This window comes from Actinoplanes sp. SE50/110 (assembly GCF_900119315.1).
Lineage (GTDB): Bacteria > Actinomycetota > Actinomycetes > Mycobacteriales > Micromonosporaceae > Actinoplanes.
In genome coordinates this window covers 3,600,856-3,619,605 of record NZ_LT827010.1, presented here as the reverse complement: position 1 = coordinate 3,619,605, position 18,750 = coordinate 3,600,856, and the positions used below count along the sequence as shown (strand labels likewise).

Annotated in this window: 17 protein-coding genes; 8 read left to right on the top strand and 9 right to left on the bottom strand. The window is 70.9% G+C overall.

The window, feature by feature from the left end:
* Positions 1–341 precede the first annotated feature (341 nt).
* Positions 342–1,076: a hypothetical protein gene (locus ACSP50_RS16085; protein ID WP_014690281.1), complete on the top strand. Its 735-nt coding sequence runs from the start codon at positions 342–344 to the stop codon at positions 1,074–1,076.
* Positions 1,077–1,267: 191 nt separating this feature from the next.
* Here ACSP50_RS16085 and ACSP50_RS16080 read toward each other — a convergent pair whose 3' ends face one another.
* The 3 genes from ACSP50_RS16080 to ACSP50_RS16070 form a co-directional block, all read right to left on the bottom strand.
* Entirely contained in the window at positions 1,268–2,110 is an 843-nt protein-coding gene (locus ACSP50_RS16080; RefSeq protein WP_014690280.1) for a hypothetical protein, read from the bottom strand.
* A 94-nt stretch (positions 2,111–2,204) separates the two neighbouring features.
* Complete coding sequence (locus ACSP50_RS16075) at positions 2,205–2,834, bottom strand: hypothetical protein (RefSeq protein ID WP_014690279.1); 630 nt, start codon at positions 2,832–2,834, stop codon at positions 2,205–2,207.
* Positions 2,831–4,567 carry a phosphatidylglycerol lysyltransferase domain-containing protein gene (locus ACSP50_RS16070; RefSeq protein WP_014690278.1) on the bottom strand — a complete coding sequence of 579 codons (1,737 nt, stop codon included), beginning with the start codon at positions 4,565–4,567 and terminating at the stop codon, positions 2,831–2,833. Before ACSP50_RS16070 ends, ACSP50_RS16075 begins: the two co-directional genes overlap by 4 nt.
* 142 nt (positions 4,568–4,709) lie before the next feature.
* Between ACSP50_RS16070 and ACSP50_RS16065 the strand changes: the two genes are divergently transcribed.
* From ACSP50_RS16065 to ACSP50_RS16055, 3 genes are all read left to right on the top strand, one after another.
* A complete protein-coding gene (locus ACSP50_RS16065) occupies positions 4,710–5,699 on the top strand; it encodes a hypothetical protein (protein ID WP_014690277.1) in 990 nt (329 codons plus the stop codon).
* Positions 5,689–6,792, top strand: a complete 1,104-nt coding sequence (locus ACSP50_RS16060) for an esterase family protein (RefSeq protein WP_014690276.1) — start codon at positions 5,689–5,691, stop codon at positions 6,790–6,792. Before ACSP50_RS16065 ends, ACSP50_RS16060 begins: the two co-directional genes overlap by 11 nt.
* Before the next feature lie 148 nt (positions 6,793–6,940).
* Positions 6,941–8,476, top strand: a complete 1,536-nt coding sequence (locus ACSP50_RS16055; protein ID WP_014690275.1) for a serine/threonine-protein kinase — start codon at positions 6,941–6,943, stop codon at positions 8,474–8,476.
* 3 nt (positions 8,477–8,479) lie between these two features.
* Here the strand turns inward: ACSP50_RS16055 and ACSP50_RS16050 are convergent, their stop codons facing one another.
* Positions 8,480–9,163: a hypothetical protein gene (locus ACSP50_RS16050; RefSeq protein WP_014690274.1), complete on the bottom strand. Its 684-nt coding sequence runs from the start codon at positions 9,161–9,163 to the stop codon at positions 8,480–8,482.
* Positions 9,164–9,280: 117 nt separating this feature from the next.
* On the opposite strand from ACSP50_RS16050, the gene ACSP50_RS16045 reads away from it, so the two are divergent.
* Positions 9,281–9,754 carry an NUDIX domain-containing protein gene (locus ACSP50_RS16045; protein ID WP_014690273.1) on the top strand — a complete coding sequence of 158 codons (474 nt, stop codon included), beginning with the start codon at positions 9,281–9,283 and terminating at the stop codon, positions 9,752–9,754.
* 88 nt (positions 9,755–9,842) lie between these two features.
* A complete protein-coding gene (locus tag ACSP50_RS16040; RefSeq protein WP_014690272.1) occupies positions 9,843–10,202 on the top strand; it encodes a lipid asymmetry maintenance protein MlaB in 360 nt (119 codons plus the stop codon).
* Here ACSP50_RS16040 and ACSP50_RS16035 read toward each other — a convergent pair.
* Complete coding sequence (locus tag ACSP50_RS16035) at positions 10,138–12,423, bottom strand: bifunctional diguanylate cyclase/phosphodiesterase (protein WP_014690271.1); 2,286 nt, start codon at positions 12,421–12,423, stop codon at positions 10,138–10,140. The two genes, ACSP50_RS16040 and ACSP50_RS16035, sit on opposite strands and share 65 nt — an antisense overlap.
* A 219-nt stretch (positions 12,424–12,642) precedes the next feature.
* On the opposite strand from ACSP50_RS16035, the gene ACSP50_RS16030 reads away from it, so the two are divergent.
* Positions 12,643–13,887 carry a PQQ-binding-like beta-propeller repeat protein gene (locus ACSP50_RS16030; RefSeq protein WP_014690270.1) on the top strand — a complete coding sequence of 415 codons (1,245 nt, stop codon included), beginning with the start codon at positions 12,643–12,645 and terminating at the stop codon, positions 13,885–13,887.
* Positions 13,888–13,936: 49 nt separating this feature from the next.
* Here ACSP50_RS16030 and ACSP50_RS16025 read toward each other — a convergent pair whose 3' ends face one another.
* Positions 13,937–15,733: a CocE/NonD family hydrolase gene (locus ACSP50_RS16025; RefSeq protein ID WP_014690269.1), complete on the bottom strand. Its 1,797-nt coding sequence runs from the start codon at positions 15,731–15,733 to the stop codon at positions 13,937–13,939.
* A 387-nt stretch (positions 15,734–16,120) separates the two neighbouring features.
* Between ACSP50_RS16025 and ACSP50_RS16020 the strand changes: the two genes are divergently transcribed.
* Entirely contained in the window at positions 16,121–16,495 is a 375-nt protein-coding gene (locus ACSP50_RS16020; protein ID WP_014690268.1) for a hypothetical protein, read from the top strand.
* 51 nt (positions 16,496–16,546) lie between these two features.
* Here ACSP50_RS16020 and ACSP50_RS16015 read toward each other — a convergent pair whose 3' ends face one another.
* From ACSP50_RS16015 to ACSP50_RS16005, 3 genes are all read right to left on the bottom strand, one after another.
* Entirely contained in the window at positions 16,547–17,476 is a 930-nt protein-coding gene (locus ACSP50_RS16015) for a M20/M25/M40 family metallo-hydrolase (protein ID WP_014690267.1), read from the bottom strand.
* A 352-nt stretch (positions 17,477–17,828) separates the two neighbouring features.
* The gene (locus tag ACSP50_RS16010) at positions 17,829–18,419 is read right to left on the bottom strand and encodes a hypothetical protein (RefSeq protein ID WP_052311587.1); all 591 of its coding nucleotides are present in this window, start codon (positions 18,417–18,419) and stop codon (positions 17,829–17,831) included.
* Between the two features lie 62 nt (positions 18,420–18,481).
* Positions 18,482–18,694, bottom strand: coding sequence for a hypothetical protein (locus ACSP50_RS16005; RefSeq protein WP_014690265.1), 213 nt, complete (start codon positions 18,692–18,694; stop codon positions 18,482–18,484).
* Positions 18,695–18,750 lie beyond the last annotated feature (56 nt).

Here is an 18,750-nt window from a genome sequence, read left to right as displayed (position 1 = left end):
GAAAAGCGACCATGAAGACGCTTGGACGTCAAGTGCCGCGATACCACCACAGAGGTCAACCGGACACGATCGAGAAACCAATCGGAAGCCCGAAGACGCGTCAAGCTTCCTGATCGACCTTCCGGGCAGCGGATAGCTGCGGCGATCATGATTGACCGCCCGCTTTCGTCACCAAGACTCAAACGCCCGGCTAGAGGATCAGATCGATCGCCCGCTGATTCATACCGACGAGGACGCAACGCGACGAGCTGGCCTCTACGTGCGAGGATGCCTACTGACCGAAGCCAGGTCAACGCGGTGTTCGCACGGTTCTGTGTCGCGGAGGCTGAAGGGAGCCGGACATGCTGGAAGCGCTGGGCCTTGTCGTCGATTTCCTGACGCGGGCCATCCCTGCGGCGGCCGGACGGCGGCGGAAGAAGAAATTGGACGATGTCGGCTCTGAACTTTTCCTCATCTATTTTCGACTGAACGAAGTCATTGTCACGGCGGAACGCATTCTCGGCGTGTTGGAGAACTACGTTCGCCGGATGAGTCAGAATGACGGCCGCAGTCACCTGCTCGAGGATCTCACCGGAAAGAGCTGGCAGACCGGTCTCCTCATGCGACAACGCACAAACCTGCAAGAGGTGGCCGAGCTGATTTTCCGAGACAGGAGCGGTCTCATGCTTATCGATGCTCCGTCGTACAATGCACTGACACCACTGCTGGACCGAAAAATGGGATTGATCCGGGTCCTCATCCGCGCAATGGACGGAAACAGGCTGCCGGTGGCGCCGTCCGCGGAGGACATCCATTGTGTAGTATCCCTTTATGCTCTCGGAGGACAGCACCTTGATCTTGACTCGGAAGAGATGAGAAGGGTCCAGGACAGAATATTCGCCGAAGCGCTTTCCTTCGACGATGTCATGGATGAGAGCACCTACCGGGCGGTTCAGCGCTACCTCGACGCCGAGAATCCGCGAGAGCAACTCAAACGGATCAAGGGATCCGTCAGTAACATGAGACGGTCTCTCCTTAAACATTTTACCGTTGAAGACATGTTGCTACGCGCCGGAGACGAGCGTTTCTCAAATTGATAGACAGGGCTATGATGCATCGTCCGACAAGGCACCAGCGGGAAAGGTTGGCAGCCGCGGTCGGCGACCCGGTGCCGGTCCTCTCTCCGGCGTAGGTCAGGGTGAGCGGGGTGACGGCCCGCTCCCTTCTGGTGGCCGGATTCTGGCCGCCTCAATCACTTCATCAGCCTTGATGCCTCATACCGGTTGACTCATGGCATATCCGCGCATCGGGTGGTGGTGAGTTCGCCCCGCTTCTGGCCGTCGGCGGATTGCGCCTCCGCTCGGACGCAGGCGTCAGTGACCGAAAGCATGTTGGAGAAGCCGATGGTCCCGCCGTTGAGTCGTAATGGATATGAGGCGTGGCCTGAGATGCACTCGCCACGTTGCGCGACAGCCATCCGGCCCCACAGCAACGCGGCGGGCCGGCCCGCCGCGGATACCGGGAAGTCATCCTGACGTCCCACCGTCAGGACGACCCGATCAGTGCGCCCTGCGAAGTGGGACGGTGGTTGCGTCCAGCGCGCCCTGATCCAGCCCGCTCTGCAGCCGCGGGAGTACCAGAGTTCGGCCATGCCCTGGTCGGGGTCGCCGATCGGCGCGGAGGCCAGCTTGACCAGGCCCGCGGTGACGCAGCGAGACACCTCCGGGTCGTCGGTTGCGCATCCCTGGTCCTGCTCGACACAGGTCGGCGTGCTCAGCAGCGGCGTGGCGGCGCACGAGCTGATGGCTGGAGTGCCCGGGTCGGTATCGGTGTGTCCGTCGAACACCCAGGTGCCGTCGCTCAGCCGCACCCATCGGGCTGTGGTGCTCTCGATCCAGTGCGGATCGGGGTTGTCAGACGTGGCGCCCGACAGGACGCGGGTCGTTCCGGCTTCGCCGGCGCCCCGGCAGTTGATGTCCAGCTGAGTGCCGTTGGCCAGGAAGGTCGTCGTCGGGCTGGCGAAACGCGGCTCGGTGTGAGCGTAGGTGCCGGGCTTGTCCGGCGCGACGACCTGGTAGATGTCATACGGGCGGTCCCAGGCGGCGGCAGGTTCTGCCGTGCAGAGCGGCACCGTGGACGCGCTGAGTGACCGTCACCTGAAGGCGTCGGCGAGGGCAGAATGTGGGCGTGCCCCGACGCGATCGTGGCGGCGCTCAACCCTGAGGTCAGGGTCGCGGATCTGCACCCCGACCCCGCGACGATCGGCTGTCCGGCGGGAAGTCCTTGACGGCCGCGGCCTGCCCGCGGTCGCGCCGCAGGTGGGCCTGCTCCCGCAGCAGATACTGCAGGCGGGACATGCCGCGCCGGCCCGGTTCGTCGAGTTTCAGCGCTACGGTCTCGGCCTGCAGCCGGGCCGCGCGGCGGGCCAGCCGGTGCAGGCGGCGGGCCACGAGCCGGTCGACGTGCAGCGCGATCCAGCCGCACACCACGGCGAGCGGCAACTCCACCAGGGCCGCCGACAGCACCGCGGACAGCATTTCGGCGCGGCTGGACAGGGTCAGGTCGAACCACGCGTCGACCACCAGCAAGGTCGCCGTGGCCATCGCGACCAGGCCGACCCGCTGCTGGCCGCGCCACGCCGTGTACGCGGTGGTGAGCAGGCCGAGCACGAGCATCACGTCGAAGCCGACCCAGGCGGTCCGGTAGTAGCCGGTGTCCATCCGCTGCGGCAGGGTGACCGACAGATAGATGGTCCACGGGATGGTGGCCGCCCCCAGCAGGGCGAAGACCGGTGCCACCCAGCCCGGCGCGGGCCGGCGGGGCAGACCGCGGGTACCGGGGTCAGTGTTGCTCATCGGTCGAGCATGCCACCACCGACGGTGATGCGCTCGCGGGGAGCGGGCGTGGCGACAGTGGTCTCGAACGTCGGCAGGAACGCCTCGGCGGTCAGCGCGGCCACCGCGATCCGGGGCAGGTCCCGGGCGACCGGGAAGCACAGGTAGCGGGGCTGCCAGGTGGGCAGGTACTTGGCGTTGGCCCGGTACAGCGATTCGATCTGCCAGACCCGGGACACCGCGCGCAGCAGCCGGTGCCACATCCGCAGGACCGGGCCGGCGCCGAGCTGTTCGGCGCGGGCGAAGACGCTGCGCAGCACGGCGAAGTTCAGCGACACCCGGCGGACGCCGAGGCCGGGGCCGGCTTCGATGGCGGTGACCACCATCAGTTCGGTGAGTCCGTTCGGCGCGGTCCGGTCGCCGCGCATCAGGTCGAGGGACAGCCCGTCGGCGCCCCAGGGCACGAACTGCAGCACGCCGCGCAGCCGGCCGTCCCCGTCGCGGGCCAGCACGAGCAGGCAGTCGCCGTCGGCCGGGTCGCCGAGCCGGGACAGCGCCATCGAGAAGCCGCGTTCCACGTTGCCGTCGCGGAACCATTCGGCGGCCCGGATCACCGCGTCGAGGTCGTCGGGCGCCAGGTCCCGCTGGCGGACCGCGGTGCACGTGTACCCGGCGCGGCTCATCCGGTTGACCGCCTGGCGCACCGCCCGCATCGGGCGTCCGTCCAGCGAGAACGCGTCGACCTCGACGATCGCCTCATCGCCCAGTTCGATCACGTCCAGACCGGCTTTGCGGTACGCCGTGCCGCCGGCCCGCCCGCACCCGAGGACCGCCGGCGTCCAGCCGTGCACCTCGCAGTCGGCCAGCCAGGCGCTGATCGCTTCCGGCCAGGCGGCGGCCACCCCGATCGGGTCGCCGGAGGCCAGGCTGACGCCGCGGACCACCCGGTAGGCGACGCTTGCTTTCCCGGACGGCGCCCAGATCAGCGCCTTGTCGGCGCGCAGCGCGAAGTATCCCAGCGAGTCGTTGCCGCCGTACCGGGCCAGCAGGTCCCGCAGCCGGGCGTCGTCGTCGCCGGTGCGGACCGGTCGCCGCTCGCCGGGCTGCAGGAACAGCACGACCGCGGCGAGCACCGCGAGCAGCCCGAACGTGCCGGTGGTCAGGCACACCGTCTCGGCCGCCCAGGGCCGCACGAAGTGCACCGGCCCGGACACCCCGATCAGCCCGAGTGCGGACTGCTGGGCCCACGCCTGCACGCCGGGCGTGCCGACCAGGTGGTCGGCGCGGATCGCGATCTCGATCAGGCCGAGCACGAAACCGGCGCCGGCGAATCCGGCGAGCGCGGTCAGCGCGCGCCACCGGCTGCGCGGCCCGGGCACGGTCTTGAAATTGCCGCGTACGGCGATCAGCAGCACCAGCAGGGCAGCCGACACCGCGGCAGCGTCGAAGTCGAGCCCCTTGAGGATGTGCAGCGCGATCCCGGCGCACGCCACGACCACGGCGAGCTGCCAGGCGCGGCGTTTGCCCCGCCGCAGCCCGGCGCCCAGATAGATGAGCAGGGCGCCGGCGGCCGCGGTGGCGGCGCGCGCCGACAGTATTCCGGCGACCGGCACGAATTCGGCGAGGGCCATGATCCGCCCGTGGCCGGCCGGCAGCAGGGCCGCCGCGACGTTGAACCCGCCGGCGACCTGGACCAGTCGGGCGACGGCGGCACGGGACAGGGGCGGCCGGGATTTCCAGGGGCTTGCGGACATCGTGTTTCCTTCGGTGTCACGGGGCGAGCCGAACCTAGGAGCCCCTTGATGAGAGGACGGTGAGAACCCGAAAGGGGTCTCTCATAGGGCTCTCATGAACCGGGCGGCACGCTGACCGCACCCCCCGACGAGATGAGAACGTATGTCCCTGACCGGTGTGCCACTGCTCTGCCTGGTGGCCTTCGGTGCGGTCGCGGCGATGGCCGGCAGCGTCGTGGTCTGGCGGCGCGGCTGGCGGCCGCGGGTGCCGCTGCGCGCCCTCAGCGTGCTGCTCACCGAAACCCTGGCGCTGTTGACGGTAGGTCTGGCGGTCAACCGTTCGGAGGAATTCTATCCGTCCTGGGCAGCTCTTTTCCCCGCTGCCGAGCAGGAGCCGGCCACGGTCGCGGCCCGGCCCGGCGACCTGGACGCGTGGTTGCGCGCGCAGGGCTCGGCCGATTCCGGGCAGGAGATCAGCGTCCCGTGGAAGCCGCGCGGCTGGACCGGCTGGCATCTGTCCGCCGCCCCGACCGTGGTCGTCCCGGCCGGCTACCTGCAACATCCGACGAACCACTATTCGGCGGTCGTGGTGACCGGCACGGGGTGGACCGTCACGCCCGGCGTCGCGGAGCAGACCGTCGTGGTGTTCGTGCCGACCACCGCGGCGACCGGGCCCGGTGTGCTGACCGCGTCGCTGCCCGCGCTGTTGAGCCACGACCTGCGGGTGACCGCGCGCCGGTGGGCGCTGGTCGCCCCGGCCGCCGGCGCCGCCCTCGTCGAGCAGGCGGCCGGCACCGCCCCGGACCGCTACCCGGCGATCGCGCTGGTGCGGGCGAAGGTCGCGCCGGTGCTCAAGGCGTTCACCCGGCTGCTGGTCGCCGGGCACGGCGTGGCCGCGCCCGTGCATCCGTCCACCCCGCCGGTGCCGCCCGGCATCCGGCTGACCACGGTCGACGGTTTCCCGGCCGGGATCGCCTGGGCGATCCGGCAGACCCCGCCGCCGCTGGACACCGCCATCCCGGCGCCCACCTGGGTGCCGAGCCAGCCGCCGGTCCCGCGCCGGTCCCCGGGGGCGGCGCCGAAGCCGAAAACCCCGGCCGGACCGCCGCAGGTCTCGCCCGGCCCGACGACAGGAGTGAACAGTGGCTCCTGACAGCCTCGGCGCTGAACTCGTCGCCCTCGCCGCCGCGGTGCTCACCGCCGTACTGCTGAGCCCGCTCTGGAATGTGGCCGGCGGTCGCTGGCGGTTACCGGTCCGGGGTGCCGCGCTGACCGCCTGCCTGCTGACCGCGACCGCGGCCGGCCTGATCTGGGTCAATCACGAGGTCGACGTGTACCCGACCTGGGGCAGCCTGGTCAGTTCGGACCCGGCGGAGGCGGCCGCGGCCACCGGGCCGCATCCCGCTTCCACGAAGACGGGCGCCACCACCGGCCAGATGCTCACCACCACGGTCGCCGGCAAGGCCAGCGGCCTCACCATGCCGGTGTACGTCTATCTGCCGCCCGGGTACGGTCAGCAGCCCGATGTCCACTATCCGGTGATCGAGGCGCTGCACGGCTATCCGGGTTCGCCGGTGCAGTGGGTGCACCGGATGAACGTGGGCAAGATCCTGGACCGGGAGATCACGGCCGGGCGGATGTCGCCCACGGTCGTGCTGTTCCCGTACCAGACGCCGTCGCCGACCATCGACACCGAATGCGCCAACCTGGACGGCGGACCGCAGGCCGAGACGTTCCTGACGGTCGACCTGCCGGCCGAGGTCCGCGCCGACTACCACGTGCGCGCCGACCCCGCCGGGTGGGGCCTGATCGGCTATTCGGCCGGCGGCTACTGCGCGACCAACCTGCTGCTGCGCCACCCGGACCGGTACGCCGCCGGGGCCAGCCTGTCCGGTGACGCCACCCCCGGCATCCACATCGGCAAGGGCGCCGAGAACACCGTGTACAACGACCTGTGGCGGCTCACGCACCTGCCCATCCCGGCCGTCGCCCTGTACCTGGCCTGCGCCACCACCGACAGGATCCCGGTCCGCGACATGCACGACCTGGCCCGCGCCGCCCACGCCCCGCTGTCGGTCACCACCGCCTACGTCGGCGGGGGTGGCGGCCACAACGTCGGCACCTGGGAGGCCATGGAAGCTCCGGCGTTCGACTGGTTGTCGACCTCACTGGGCCGTCCGGTCGTACCCCCGCCGTCGGGCGAACCGCAACCCTCCCCGGTCGGCAGCCCGGCGGGCGGACGGTGACCACCGCGCCGGCAGCCGACGACGTCTGCCGGCGCGGCGAAATCCCTGGCCCCGCTGGACGGGGCCGGGCGGCCGGACCGGCAACCGGGCCGTGATGATCAGGATGGGTAGACTCCCGGGGCGCGAAAGCGGAGGGGGAGAGATCCGGATGAGCATGCCGCTGCGCCCGGGAGATCCGGTCCGGCTCGGTCGGTACGAGCTGGTCGGGCGGCTCGGTGAGGGCGGCATGGGCACGGTCTACCTGGGCCGCGACAGCGACGGTGGGCGTCCTGTCGCGATCAAGATGGTGCGGTCGGAGTTCGCGCACGACACGGAGTTCCGCGGACGCTTCCGCAGTGAGGTGAACCGGGCCCGGCAGGTGCCGTCGTTCTCGACCGCCGAGGTGCTGGACGCCGATCCCGATCATGAGCCGCCGTACCTGGTGGTGGAGTACGTCGACGGGCCGAGCCTGGCGGTCGAGGTGCGCGAGCGGGGGCCGCTGTCCGGGGCCGCGCTGCAGGGTGTCGCCGTCGGGATCGCCACGGCGCTGACCGCGATCCACGGGGCCGAGGTGATCCACCGGGATCTGAAGCCGGGCAACGTGCTGTTGGCCCGCGGCGGCATCAAGGTGATCGACTTCGGGATCGCGCGGGCGTTCGAGGCCACCAGCCGGCACACCCGCACCGATCAGATGCTCGGCACGGTGTCGTACATGGCGCCGGAACGCTTCGATCCGGCCGATGCACGGCCGGTCACCCCGGCCGCCGACATCTTCGCCTGGGGCACCGTGGTGGCGTTCGCGGCGACCGGCCGGAGCCCGTTCGCCGCCGATTCGGCCGCCGGGACGGCGATGCGCATCCTCACCAGCGAGCCGGATCTGACCGGGGTGCCGGAGTCGCTGCGCGCCGCGGTGGAATGGACGCTGGCGAAGGACCCGCAGGCTCGGCCGACCGCCCGGGAACTGCTGGATCTGCTGCTGGGCGGCGAGGCGCCCCGTCCGGTGCCGGAGATCGCGCCGGTCCCGGTCAAGGCCCGGCGCGGGCGTACGGTCGCCGGGGTCGCCACCGTGCTCGCCGTGCTCGCCGCGGCCGGCGCCGGGCTGACGATCCGCAACCGGCTGCAGGACGGCTCGGCGGGCACCGGCGCCTCGTCCGCCGGCAGTTCCAGCTCCCCCGCCACCGCCGCCGCGTCGAACCGCCCGGCGCCGAAACCGTCGGCCCGGTCGCTGTCACCGCTGGAGAAACTGCAGGCCATCCGGAACGGCAGACACAAGACGCTGATCCACTCCGTCCAGCTCGACCGGGATCTGGCGATGGAGTCGCACGACACCGAGATCCAGGCCGGCGACGGCACCGGGCACAAGTCGGAGTTCGCGCTGATCCCGGCCGGCGTCGACGTCCTGATCCAGTCACTGGCCGCGTCGACGCCCGGGCGTCCGGTGTGTCTCGGGGTCCGGATCACCGCGGAGTCGGCGAAGCTGACCCCGTCCGAGTGCTTCACCGGGCCGGGCACCCAGTTCGAGCTGATCCCCGCCGAGAAGAAGGAGGACCAGGGCCGGCCGGCGTACTACATCTACAACGACTCCAGCGGTTACCTGCTGTGGGACGGCAAGGCCTTCTACGTGCAGGAGGTCGGCGACGGCGACCCGATCTACACGTTCAGCTTCGTCGACCGCGGCCCGCTGCCCAGCCCGTCGGCCACCTGACCCTCAGCCGAGCAGGGTGTATTCCGGTTTGCCGCGCGCCGGTGGCCGCATCCGGAACGCCATGACGATGCCGCTGACGAACAACATCGGGACGAGCATCCAGAGCCGGATGTCGTCTTCCCGGCCGTCCTCGGCCAGCACCACGACGAGCAGAACCGTCGCGGACAGCAGGCCGATCGCCCAGCCGGCGTAGAACCGGCGGGAGTGCGGGCGGGGCATCGGCTCGTCGGTGACGGTCACGCCGGGGTTGCGCACGGTCCACTGCGCCGCGACCTCGGCCGGGACCTTCGGAATGCGCAGATCACCGGAGGGCAGCCGGCGGGGCCGCTGCGCCGGCAGCCCCGCGGTCACCCGCTGCCATCCGACGATCGTGCCCAGGTACACCGCGAGGCCGGCCAGCGAGACGGCGAGCGGCAGGTCGTGCCGGTGGAGCGAGATCCAGTAGATGATCAGGGTACCGAACAGGGCCGGCGGACCCCACGGCGCGAGCCGGCGGTGCCGCATCGTGGTCGCGGCGGTGCGCGGATCGAGGGGCAGGCGCTGGGACGGATCGCGCCGGAAGGTGTTCTGGCCGATCGGCACCGGCGCCCAGACCGGGTCGGGCGTGGCGTCGGTGACGGCCAGCGACGGGATGTCCAGGCCCGCCACCAGGTCGGCCGGAATGACGAGGTCGGTTCGCGGGGTCATCGCCGGTAGCCGTTCACCGCGCGAGCCAGTTGATCATCATGCCGGCAGCGTAGGCCGCCCGGAGGGGGAACGGAATCCGGCATCCGGGCCGGACCGGGCCGTGGCTATGGTGCGCCGATGGGCATTTCTCCATATCTGGCCCGGCTGCGGGCGATGATCGGCCACGAACTCATCCAGTTGCCGTCGGTGTCGGTCCTGGTCGTCGACGATCGGGACCGGATCCTGCTGGTGCGCCATGCCGGGGACGCCGACGGCTGGGCGGTTCCCGGCGGCGCGGTCGACATCGGCGAGTCGCCGGCCGCCGCGGCGGTGCGGGAGATCCGCGAGGAGACCGGCATCGTGATCGGCCCACCGCGACTGCTCGAGGTGCTCGGCGGTGACGACTTCGAGGTGCGCTATCCCAACGGGGACCGGGTCGCCTACGTCACCGCGGTCTACCGGGCCGAGGTCGCCGCCGGGACGCCGGTCCCGGATCGGGAGGAGATCAGCGAGGTGGGCTGGTTCGCCGTGCGGGAGCTCGATGGCGTGGACCTCAACCGGTTCGCCCGGGCGCTGTTGCTGGCCACCGGCCATCTCCGGCGGCGGCCCTGACCGTGGTTCCCTTTCGAGGGAGACAGGTTGCGTCGAAATCTGCGTCGTTTCTATGGTGGTGGTTCAGCGCCTTGAGGAGCGTGGTCACATGCCTACCGCCACCAGGGAACGCGTCTTCCCACTGATCGGTCCCACTCGCCCGCTGCGCGTCACCCGCCGCCTCCACCGGGACGGGCTGCGCAGGCTCGAAGCGGACCTGGCCGAACGCCTCCGGCACGCCACGGGCGGCGTCGTGACCGTCGACCTGGCGCCGGCCCGGTCGATCGGTCCGGCGGCGATCGCCGCGTTCCTGGAATGGACCTACCGTGCCCGGCAGCGGGGCGTACGGCTGGAGCTGGTCCGCTGCCGGCCGGCGGTCGCCGCGGCGCTGGAGCGGTGCGGCCTCACCCGCGACCTCCCTGCGACACCGCGAGCAGGACGGCCTGCCGCTCCAGCAGCCACGGGGTGAGCCGGTCCGGGGCCTGCGGCCGGCTCAGGTGGTAGCCCTGCACCAGGTCGCAGTCCCAGCGCCGCAGCCGCTCGAGGACCGCCTCGTTCTCGACGCCCTCGGCGACCAGGCGCATGCCGAGGTTGTGGGCGAGCTCGACGGTGCTCTTCACGATCGCCGCGCTGCGCGGGTCGGTGTCGCAGTGCCCGACGAACGCACGGTCGAGCTTCAGGTCGTCGACCGGCAGCGCGTGCAGGTAGGCCAGGCTGGAGTAGCCGGTGCCGTAGTCGTCGACGGCCAGCCGGATGCCCATCGCGCGCAGCTGGTCGAGCGTCTCGGTGGCACGGGCGGCGTCGCGCATCAGGACCTCTTCGGTCACTTCCAGATGCAGGGCGGCCGGCGGTACGCCGTATCGGGCCAGCGCCGCGGCGACGTGCCCGGGCAGGCCGGGGTCGTGCAGGTTGGAGGCGGACAGGTTGACCGCCACGGTCAGGTCGAGGCCGGCGGCCCGCCAGTCCCGGCACTGCTGCAGCGCCATCTCGAGGACCTGGGTGGTGAGCCGGCCGATCAGCCCGGCGTTCTCGGCGAGGGCCAGGAAGCCGTCGGGGTAGACCAGGCCGCGGGTCGGGTGGTCCCAGCGCACGAGCGCCTCGACCCCGGACACCGCGCCGGACACCAGGTCCAGCTGCGGCTGGTAGTGCAGCACGAGTTCGCCGTTGTCCAGGCCGGTGCGCAGCTCTTCGAGGGTGGTCAGCCGGCGCCGGCCGGTGTCGTCGTCGGCCGCGCCGCTGGCGATCGCCAGGCCGCTGTGGTCGCTCTTGGCGGTGTACATGGCGGTGTCGGCGTGCCGCAGCAGGGTGGTGCGGTCGGTGCCGTGGTCGGGGAAGACGGCGAGCCCGATGCTGGCGTCGATGTGCAGCGTGACCTGTTCCAGCTCGAACGGGTGGCGCAGCGCGGTGAGCAGTCCGGTCGCGACCTGCAGCGCCCGATCCATGTCGGCGGCCGGCAGCAGCAGGCCGAACTCGTCGCCGCCGAGGCGGGCGAGCATGCCGTCCCCGCCGAACGCCTCGCCGAGCCGGGCGGCGACCAGCAGCAGCAGCTGATCGCCGAGGTGGTGCCCGAAGCTGTCGTTGATCTCCTTGAACCGGTCCAGGTCGATGATCGCGACCGCCATCGGCCGCTGCGGGTCCCGCTGGTGCAGGTCGCGGTCCAGGGTCTCCTGGAACAGCCGCCGGTTGGGCAACTCGGTCAGGTCGTCGGTGCGGGCCTGCCGGCGGGCGTCGGCCAGCGATGCCACGGCGTGCACGGTCAGCACCATCCGCGCCACCGCCGCCATGATCGCGATGGCGGCGAACGCGCTGCTGGCGTGCGGCAACACGTACTCGTGCCAGCTGCCGTACAGCAGGAGTCCCATCGAGGCACAGGCCAGCACCGCCGGCAGCACCACGCCCACGGTCGCCCGGGCCGGCGCCCGGCGCTCCGGTCGCTCCGGGTACTGCCAGGCGGCCAGCGCCACCCCGGCCAGCGCGACCGCCCACAGGGCGTCCTCCCAGCTGCCCGGGACGAACGAGCCGTGCGTGGTGTCGAACGCGTGCAGCCCGTTCGCGGCGGTGTTCGTGCCCATTCCGGCGAGCAGCAGCAGCCACACCCGTTCGGTGCGCCAGCCGCTGAGCGCCCACACGCCGAGCAGCAGGCCGGAGAGTGCGATGTCGGCGATCGGGTAGGCGAGGCTGACCATGACCGAGGTGGCCGGCCCGGTGAGACCGGTGAACCCGGTTAGGAACAGCACCGAGGCGAACGCCGCCGCGCAGGCCGCGGCGATCAGCCCGTCCAGCAGGGTGGACATGCTGATCCGGGACCGCTGCACCCACAGCAGCCGTAGGACGGCCGCGTAGGCGAACGGATAGTAGGCCAGCCACATCGCGTCGGAGAACGACGGGAACGGCGGCGGGTCCTGCCAGACGAACACCGCCACCCAGCAGACCGTACCCACGGCGTAGCAGCCGAGCCCGGCGGCCATCAGCGACCAGGCACCGCGATCGCGACGCACCAGCATCGCCCGGGCCGCCACCAGCGCCACCGCCACCAGGTAGAATGCGTCCTGCCGGAGCTCGTACAGCCAAGTGAACCGATTCATCCAGTCCCGGGCGGCCGGTACGATCGCGGCGAACTGCGCGAGCAGGAAGACAGCACCCACCGCGAACCCGGCCCTCAGCCAGATCCGCCCGCGCGCCGGCACCATACCCACAGTCGCACCATCGGTTGATCCCCGGCACACGTGAGTGGTCCCGCGTAAATCTTTCCGAAACCACGCCCGTTCAAGAACGTGAAAAAGGCTCGCACGGGGCGGTCGGACTCCTTGTGATCAGCGCCACATCGGCTTAGCATCCACTTGCGTCAATGAGAACCCTTCCGGGTTTGCCACCCCGCCTTTTCTGCCTGCTCACCGGGAGAAGCATCCATGGGCACACTGTCCCGGCGCCTGCTCGGTGCCGCCGCGACGGCCACCCTGGCCGCCAGCACCATCATCCCCTCCTCCGCCGCCGCCACCGCCGCCGAGCCGCTGCGGGAGGTGATGTTCGTCGGCAACAACTGGGAGGGCACCGCGGACGTCATCAAACCCAGCGGCGACTTCGCCCGGATCGGGCGGATCAACGTCGTACCGGACAAGACGCAACGCCTTGCCGAGATCTATCTGAACCCGATCAGGCTGGCCTTCTACCTGGGCATCCAGCAGGGGCCGGGCGAGGGCCACGACCAGTTGGTCGACGACATGTACTCGACGCCGGACGGCACCGCGCTGGTCGCCTCCCGGCCCAGCTTCGCCGACGTCGTCTCGATCGACCTGACCACCGGGAAGATCAGATGGCGGTTCCCGGTCTCCGGGTTCCGCGCCGACCACATGGCCGTCTCCCCCGACGGCACCAAGGTGGCGGTGTCCGCGTCGACCGCCAACACCGTGCACGTGCTGGACATCAACACCGGCGCGCAGCTCGGCTCGTTCAGCACCGGCGACAAACCGCACGAGAACGTGTTCACCAACGGCGGCCGCTACCTCTGGAACATGTCCATCGGCAACGTCGACACCAGCCTGGACGCGCCGGGCTGGGACTGGACCAAGGGCGACCGGCACATCACCGTCGTCGACACCGGCACGTGGCAGATCGTCAAGACCATCGACATGCGCTCCCGGCTGAACGCCTTCGGTCGCAGCGACCTGTCCAACGCGATCCGTCCGGCGGTCTTCAGCCCGGACTTCGCCAAGCTCTACTTCCAGGTCTCGTTCTTCAACGGCTTCATCGAGTACGACGTGGCCACCGACAAGATCACCCGGGTGAAGACACTGCCGAAGAATCCGGCCACCAGCGACGACCGCACCACGTTCGTCAACGACTCGCGGCACCACGGCCTCTCGATGAGTCCGGACGGCAGCAAACTGTGCGTGGCCGGGACGATGGACGACTACGCCACCGTGGTCGACCGCGCCACCCTGCATGAGGGCACCCTGGTGCCGGCGGCCAAGCCGTACTGGGCGACGGTCAGCGGCGACGGCCGGGACTGCGTCATCTCGGAGAGCGGGGCGGACGCGGTCACCGCGATCGACTTCGCCACCGGTCAGAAGGTGGTCTCGGTGCCGGTCGGCGACCACCCGCAGCGGGTCCGCCTCGCCCACATCCCGGCCTCCTGGACCGGCGTCACCGGCTGACCCGTGGCGGACGCCCACCGGCTGAAGCACCGGCGGGCGTCCGCCGCCGTCAGTGCCGGCCGCGGAGCGCGAGCGGGAAGCTGCCCGCGCCGACCCCGGTCAGCGTCCGGGTGTACTGCCGCAGGTAGGTGTCGAGGAACGGCGACCGGTCGCCCTGGGTGGGCACGTCCCGCGCCGGGTCCTGCAGCGCCAGGCTGAGCCGCGCCCGGCTGACCTGGATGGTGTTGCCGCTCGGGGTGTCCAGCCAGGTGCCGCTGCCGATCGTGCCGACCTGCACGCCGAGCTGGTGGCCGGATTCCAGGGTCCAGTCGGTCGCCTTGAGGTCGACGCCGACCCGGCCGGCCTTCGCGATCAGTGCCACGTTCTCGTCGAACATCACCGCGGATCCGCCGGGAGCGACGTCCCAGAGCCGCACCTGGACGTTGCCGGGCGCGCTGGCGGTGAGGGCGATCCGCGGGGTGCCGGTGATCCGCAGCCGGGTGGTGACCGGCGTCGACCAGGTGAGGTAGCTGTGCGTGTCACCGGCCGCCGGCAGCGGCGCGAGCCCCCGCGCGGTGGCCGGTGCGGGGTCGGCGGCGTGCTCCATGTCCCACTGCCGGGCGCCGGGAACACCGGTCGCGGCCAGGGCGGAGGGCAGGCCGTCGTCGACGTACTGCCCGTCGGTCAGCTTCGCCGAGGTCACCGAGGTGGGGATGGGCCAGGCCGGCTGGGCACGCCACACGCCGGTGCTGTCCTCGATCGCGAACGCCGGGTCGTGCACGGCCGGGAGGACGCCCTTGAGGTAGCGGTCGTAGAACCGCATGACCTCGTCGAAGAATCCGGCCCGGCCCTGCAGAAGCTGACCCTGGTCGTCGGTCTGATTGCCGCGTACGTGTTCCCACTGCCCGAGCCACCCGCGTTCCACGCCGTGGTGGTTGCCGAGGTACTCCTGGATGTCCTCCGGCTTGGTGTTGTTCTCGATGAAGCCCTGAGTGACGAACAGCGGGGTGCCGGTGCCCTTCGCGCGCGCCGCCAGGTTGCGCGCCCGCCAGTAGGACGAGTCCGGGTCCGGGTTGTCGTTGTTCTTCAGGTTGTCGCTGAGGCATTCCGGGTGGCTGGACTCGTACGCGGCGTTCGCCCTGTAGTGGTCGCTGTCGTCGGGCAGCGGCGCGAGCGTGGCGATGCCGTTGTACGCCGCCGGGGTACCGGTCACGTTGGGCCGGGGCACGCCGTTGCTGAACAGGTAGTTGTACATGTTCCAGACCGGCTCCTGGGCGACCACCGCCTTCAGGGCCGGCAGCCGCAGATCGTTGCCGACCAGGCCGGTGACCGCGTCGTACGACTTGCCGTACATCCCGACCCGGCCGGTCGACCACGGCTGGCCGGCCGCCCAGCGGATCGCCGCCTTGACGTCGGCCTGCTCCCCCGGGCCCACCCAGTCGAGGCAGCCGGTGCTGCCGCCGAAGCCGCGCAGGTCGACCATCACGTAGCTGTAGCCGCGGGCGAACAGGTCGGTGCCGCTGGTGAAGTCGGCGAACCGGCTGGACGGCCCGCTCTGCGTCCACCCTTCGGGCCCGGTCTGGCCGGTGTGCGAGAAGTACGGCCCGACGGCGACGATCACCGGGGTCCTCGCCCCGGCCGGCAGGTTCGCCGGGCGCAGCACATCGGCGTGCAGTTCGACGCCACTGTGGTCGGCGGACGGGAAGTACACCTCGGTCCACACGGCACCCTCCGGTACGCGCGGATTCTGCTCGTGGGTGATGCCGCCCGGCGCCGCGGCGGCGGCCGTCGCCGGGCCGCCGACGGCGAGAGCCGCCACCGTGATCAGCGCACCGGCGGCGGCTGTCGCCCGTCTGCGGATGCTCATCAAACCTCCAGGAAATTGACCAGTGTCTCTGGAAGCCTTGACGTTATCGGTCGCGCGTCCATTCGTCACGAGGATCGTCGGCGCCGGGCAGAGCGCGGCGGCCTCGTGCCCGTCGGCGGTCCGGGCGGCATCCGGCCCGGCGGTGGGCAGCACCGCCGCGCTGTCCTGCACCTCTGCGCGCCACCTCCGAGAAGGGGCCGCTTCCGGTCGACGCCCGCGTCCCCTTCACGACAAGTGATTCAAATTATCCCCGTCGATGATGAGAACACCGTGAGAACACACACGTCAGGGATTACCTGATAGTGCCGCGGGTGTCGGCGCGTCGTCGGAGAGGGACGTCCTACGGTCGCTTCGTCCGGAAATACCGGAATTGAGAAAGGTGAACTCATGCGTAACCTGATGCGCGGAATCGTGCTGTCCGGTCTGGCCGCGACGGCCGGGCTCGCCATCGGCGCCGGCCCGGCCCTGGCCACCGCCGGCACGCCCGTGACCTGCCAGAAGACAGCCACGCACCACTGCACGACACACACCACCGGCATGCCCGGCAAGACCCACGCCAAGGGCCACCACGGCCACGTGACCGGCATGCACGGCAAGACCCACCACGGCCACGCGGCGAGCATGCACGGCAAGACCCACCACGGTCACGCCGCGAGCATGCACGGCAAGACCCACCACAGCACCGCGGTCAAGCCGGCCGCCCCGGTGACCAAGCCGGTCGCCCCGCCGGCCAAGCCGGCCGGCAACGCGCCCAAGAAGTAGACAGCGCGAACCGGGGGCCGCAACCCCACCGGGGGCGGCCCCCGTCTGCGGTCAGGCGGTGCCGGCGAGCGACCAGACCGCGGACGCGATCGCGTTGGCGGCCAGCCCCATGCTGGTCTGGCTCACATCGGTCAGGTTGTCGCAGGACCGGTGGTAACACGCGCCCAGCGCATTGAGGCTGCGCACCGAGCTCACCCCGGTGACCTTCACCCCGGCCCGCTTGAAGGCGGCGTGATCGGAGCGGTCGTCGGTGTTCAGCGACGGGTTGACGGTGATCCCCTGCGCGCTGAAATAGGTCTGGAACGGCGCGTTCAGTCCGTTCGACTGACCCTCGACGTACAGGCTCCAGCCGACCGCCCGGCCGTTCTCCGGCTTGTTGCCGACCATGTCGAAGTTGAGGTACGCGTCGATCTTCTTCGCCTCGCCGCCGGCCAGGTGCGACACGTAGTAGCCGGAACCGACGTCGCCCTGCTCCTCGGCGCCCCAGAAACCGAACCGGATCCGCTTCTGCGGCTTCAGCTTGGCCTGCGATATCGCGGCCGCGTTGGCCAGCAGTGCCGCGACGCCCGAGCCGTCGTCGTTGATCCCGGGACCCGCCGACACCGAGTCGGAGTGCGCGCCCGCCATCACCACGTGGGTGGCGTCGCCGTACGGCCACTCGGCCACCACGTTGGCCGCGGCCCTCCCGCCGGTGGTGAAGTTCTGCACCGTGGTCTGCCAGCCCAACGCGTCCAGCTGCTGCTTGATGTAGGTGACCGTCGACGTGAAGCCGGTGCTGCCGATCACCCGGGTGTTGTTGCTGGCCTGCGCGAAGCTCATCAGCTTCTGCAGATGCACCATCGTGGCGTCGGCGCTGATCACCGGCGGCGCGACGGCGACCGCGGCGGCCGGCGTGGCATCGGCGTGGGCCGTACCGGTGACCGCCAGCGCGACGCTGAGCGCGGCGGCCACCCCGGCGTAGGCATAGTTGCGAACCCGCATCATTCCTCCATGGAGGGGCCGCAGCGAGGGGGATGTCGACGGCCACCTTGGCATCGAACTGTACGGATCCGGCGCCGCGATCGGTGCATACCAATCTCACCATCACATCGGGTTCCGGAACCGGCGCCGACTCTCCCGCGGAGGCGCCGGCCGCTGGCCGGCCGTGGAGGGACCCGGTGAACGCGGCGGCGCCGATGCGACAATGTGCTCCACTGCGCGATCGACGGCCCGTTCGCCTGCGGAATCGGTCCACCACAGAATGGGATCCCCAGTTCCGCATGGGGATTCGACGGTTTCGTCACGCCGACGGGGCCGCCACCCGACCAGCGAAGCCGCCGGCCTTTCCGCACCTCTACGCGGCGTCCGGCACAAGGCCGTGATGGGCCACCCGAGTAGTGGATTCCGTGCAGCCCGCCGACACGAGAGTCGTGTCCGCGCCGGCGTGGACATGCAGGTCGGAACCACCGAACCGGATCAACAGGCCCTGCATGACCCAGCCCGCCACCGCATCCATCGGCAGCTCGCCGGTGAGGTCGGTCCCGCCGGGAAAGTACGGGTCTTCGGTCACCGCCCAGCCGGTCAGGATCCGACCCTCGACGGCAGCCAGCGCGGGCGGTACGGAGGAACGCCACTCGTGCGGCCGGCCGGTGATGACGGGCGGGGTCGTCAGGTCGACGGTGTTCCACGTGATCGACAGGTCGTCCCAGCCCTGCCAGGCGATTTCCAGCCGGTCGCCCCGATCGAACCGGAGGACCACCGGACCGGCCGGCTGCCACCGGTCCATGGCCGGATCCCAGGTGACCGCGCCGGCCCGCAGACGCTGTCCCCGCAGCGCCAGCAGGCGGGACCGCTGACGGCACAGTTGCTCGGGCGCCGGCATGAAGCCGGACCGCCACCCGGACATGGCCTCATCCCAGCGGGCTTTCCCGGCGGCGTTCTGCACAGCGTGGATCGTACGGATCGGCGCGCCGGGCTGACCGCCGGCCGCGGCGTGACCCGACGGGGCTACCGCGATCGCGGTAGCTCCGCGCCGGAGTGGACCTGCGGGCGCACCTTGCCGAGCACCGCGGCCCCGGCCGCCGGCAGCAGTGGGCGGTCACCGTGGCGGACCACCGCGGCCAGCGCCGGCAACGCCAGCATCAGCCCGAAGACCGTGTCGGCCGCCAGCGGATGATGGCCGGCGGCGTGCCGGACCCGGCGCGTCACCGAGAACCACATGCCGACGACCGTATGCGCCGATCCTGTGTGCACTCCAGGCTCGTCGGTCAACCGGT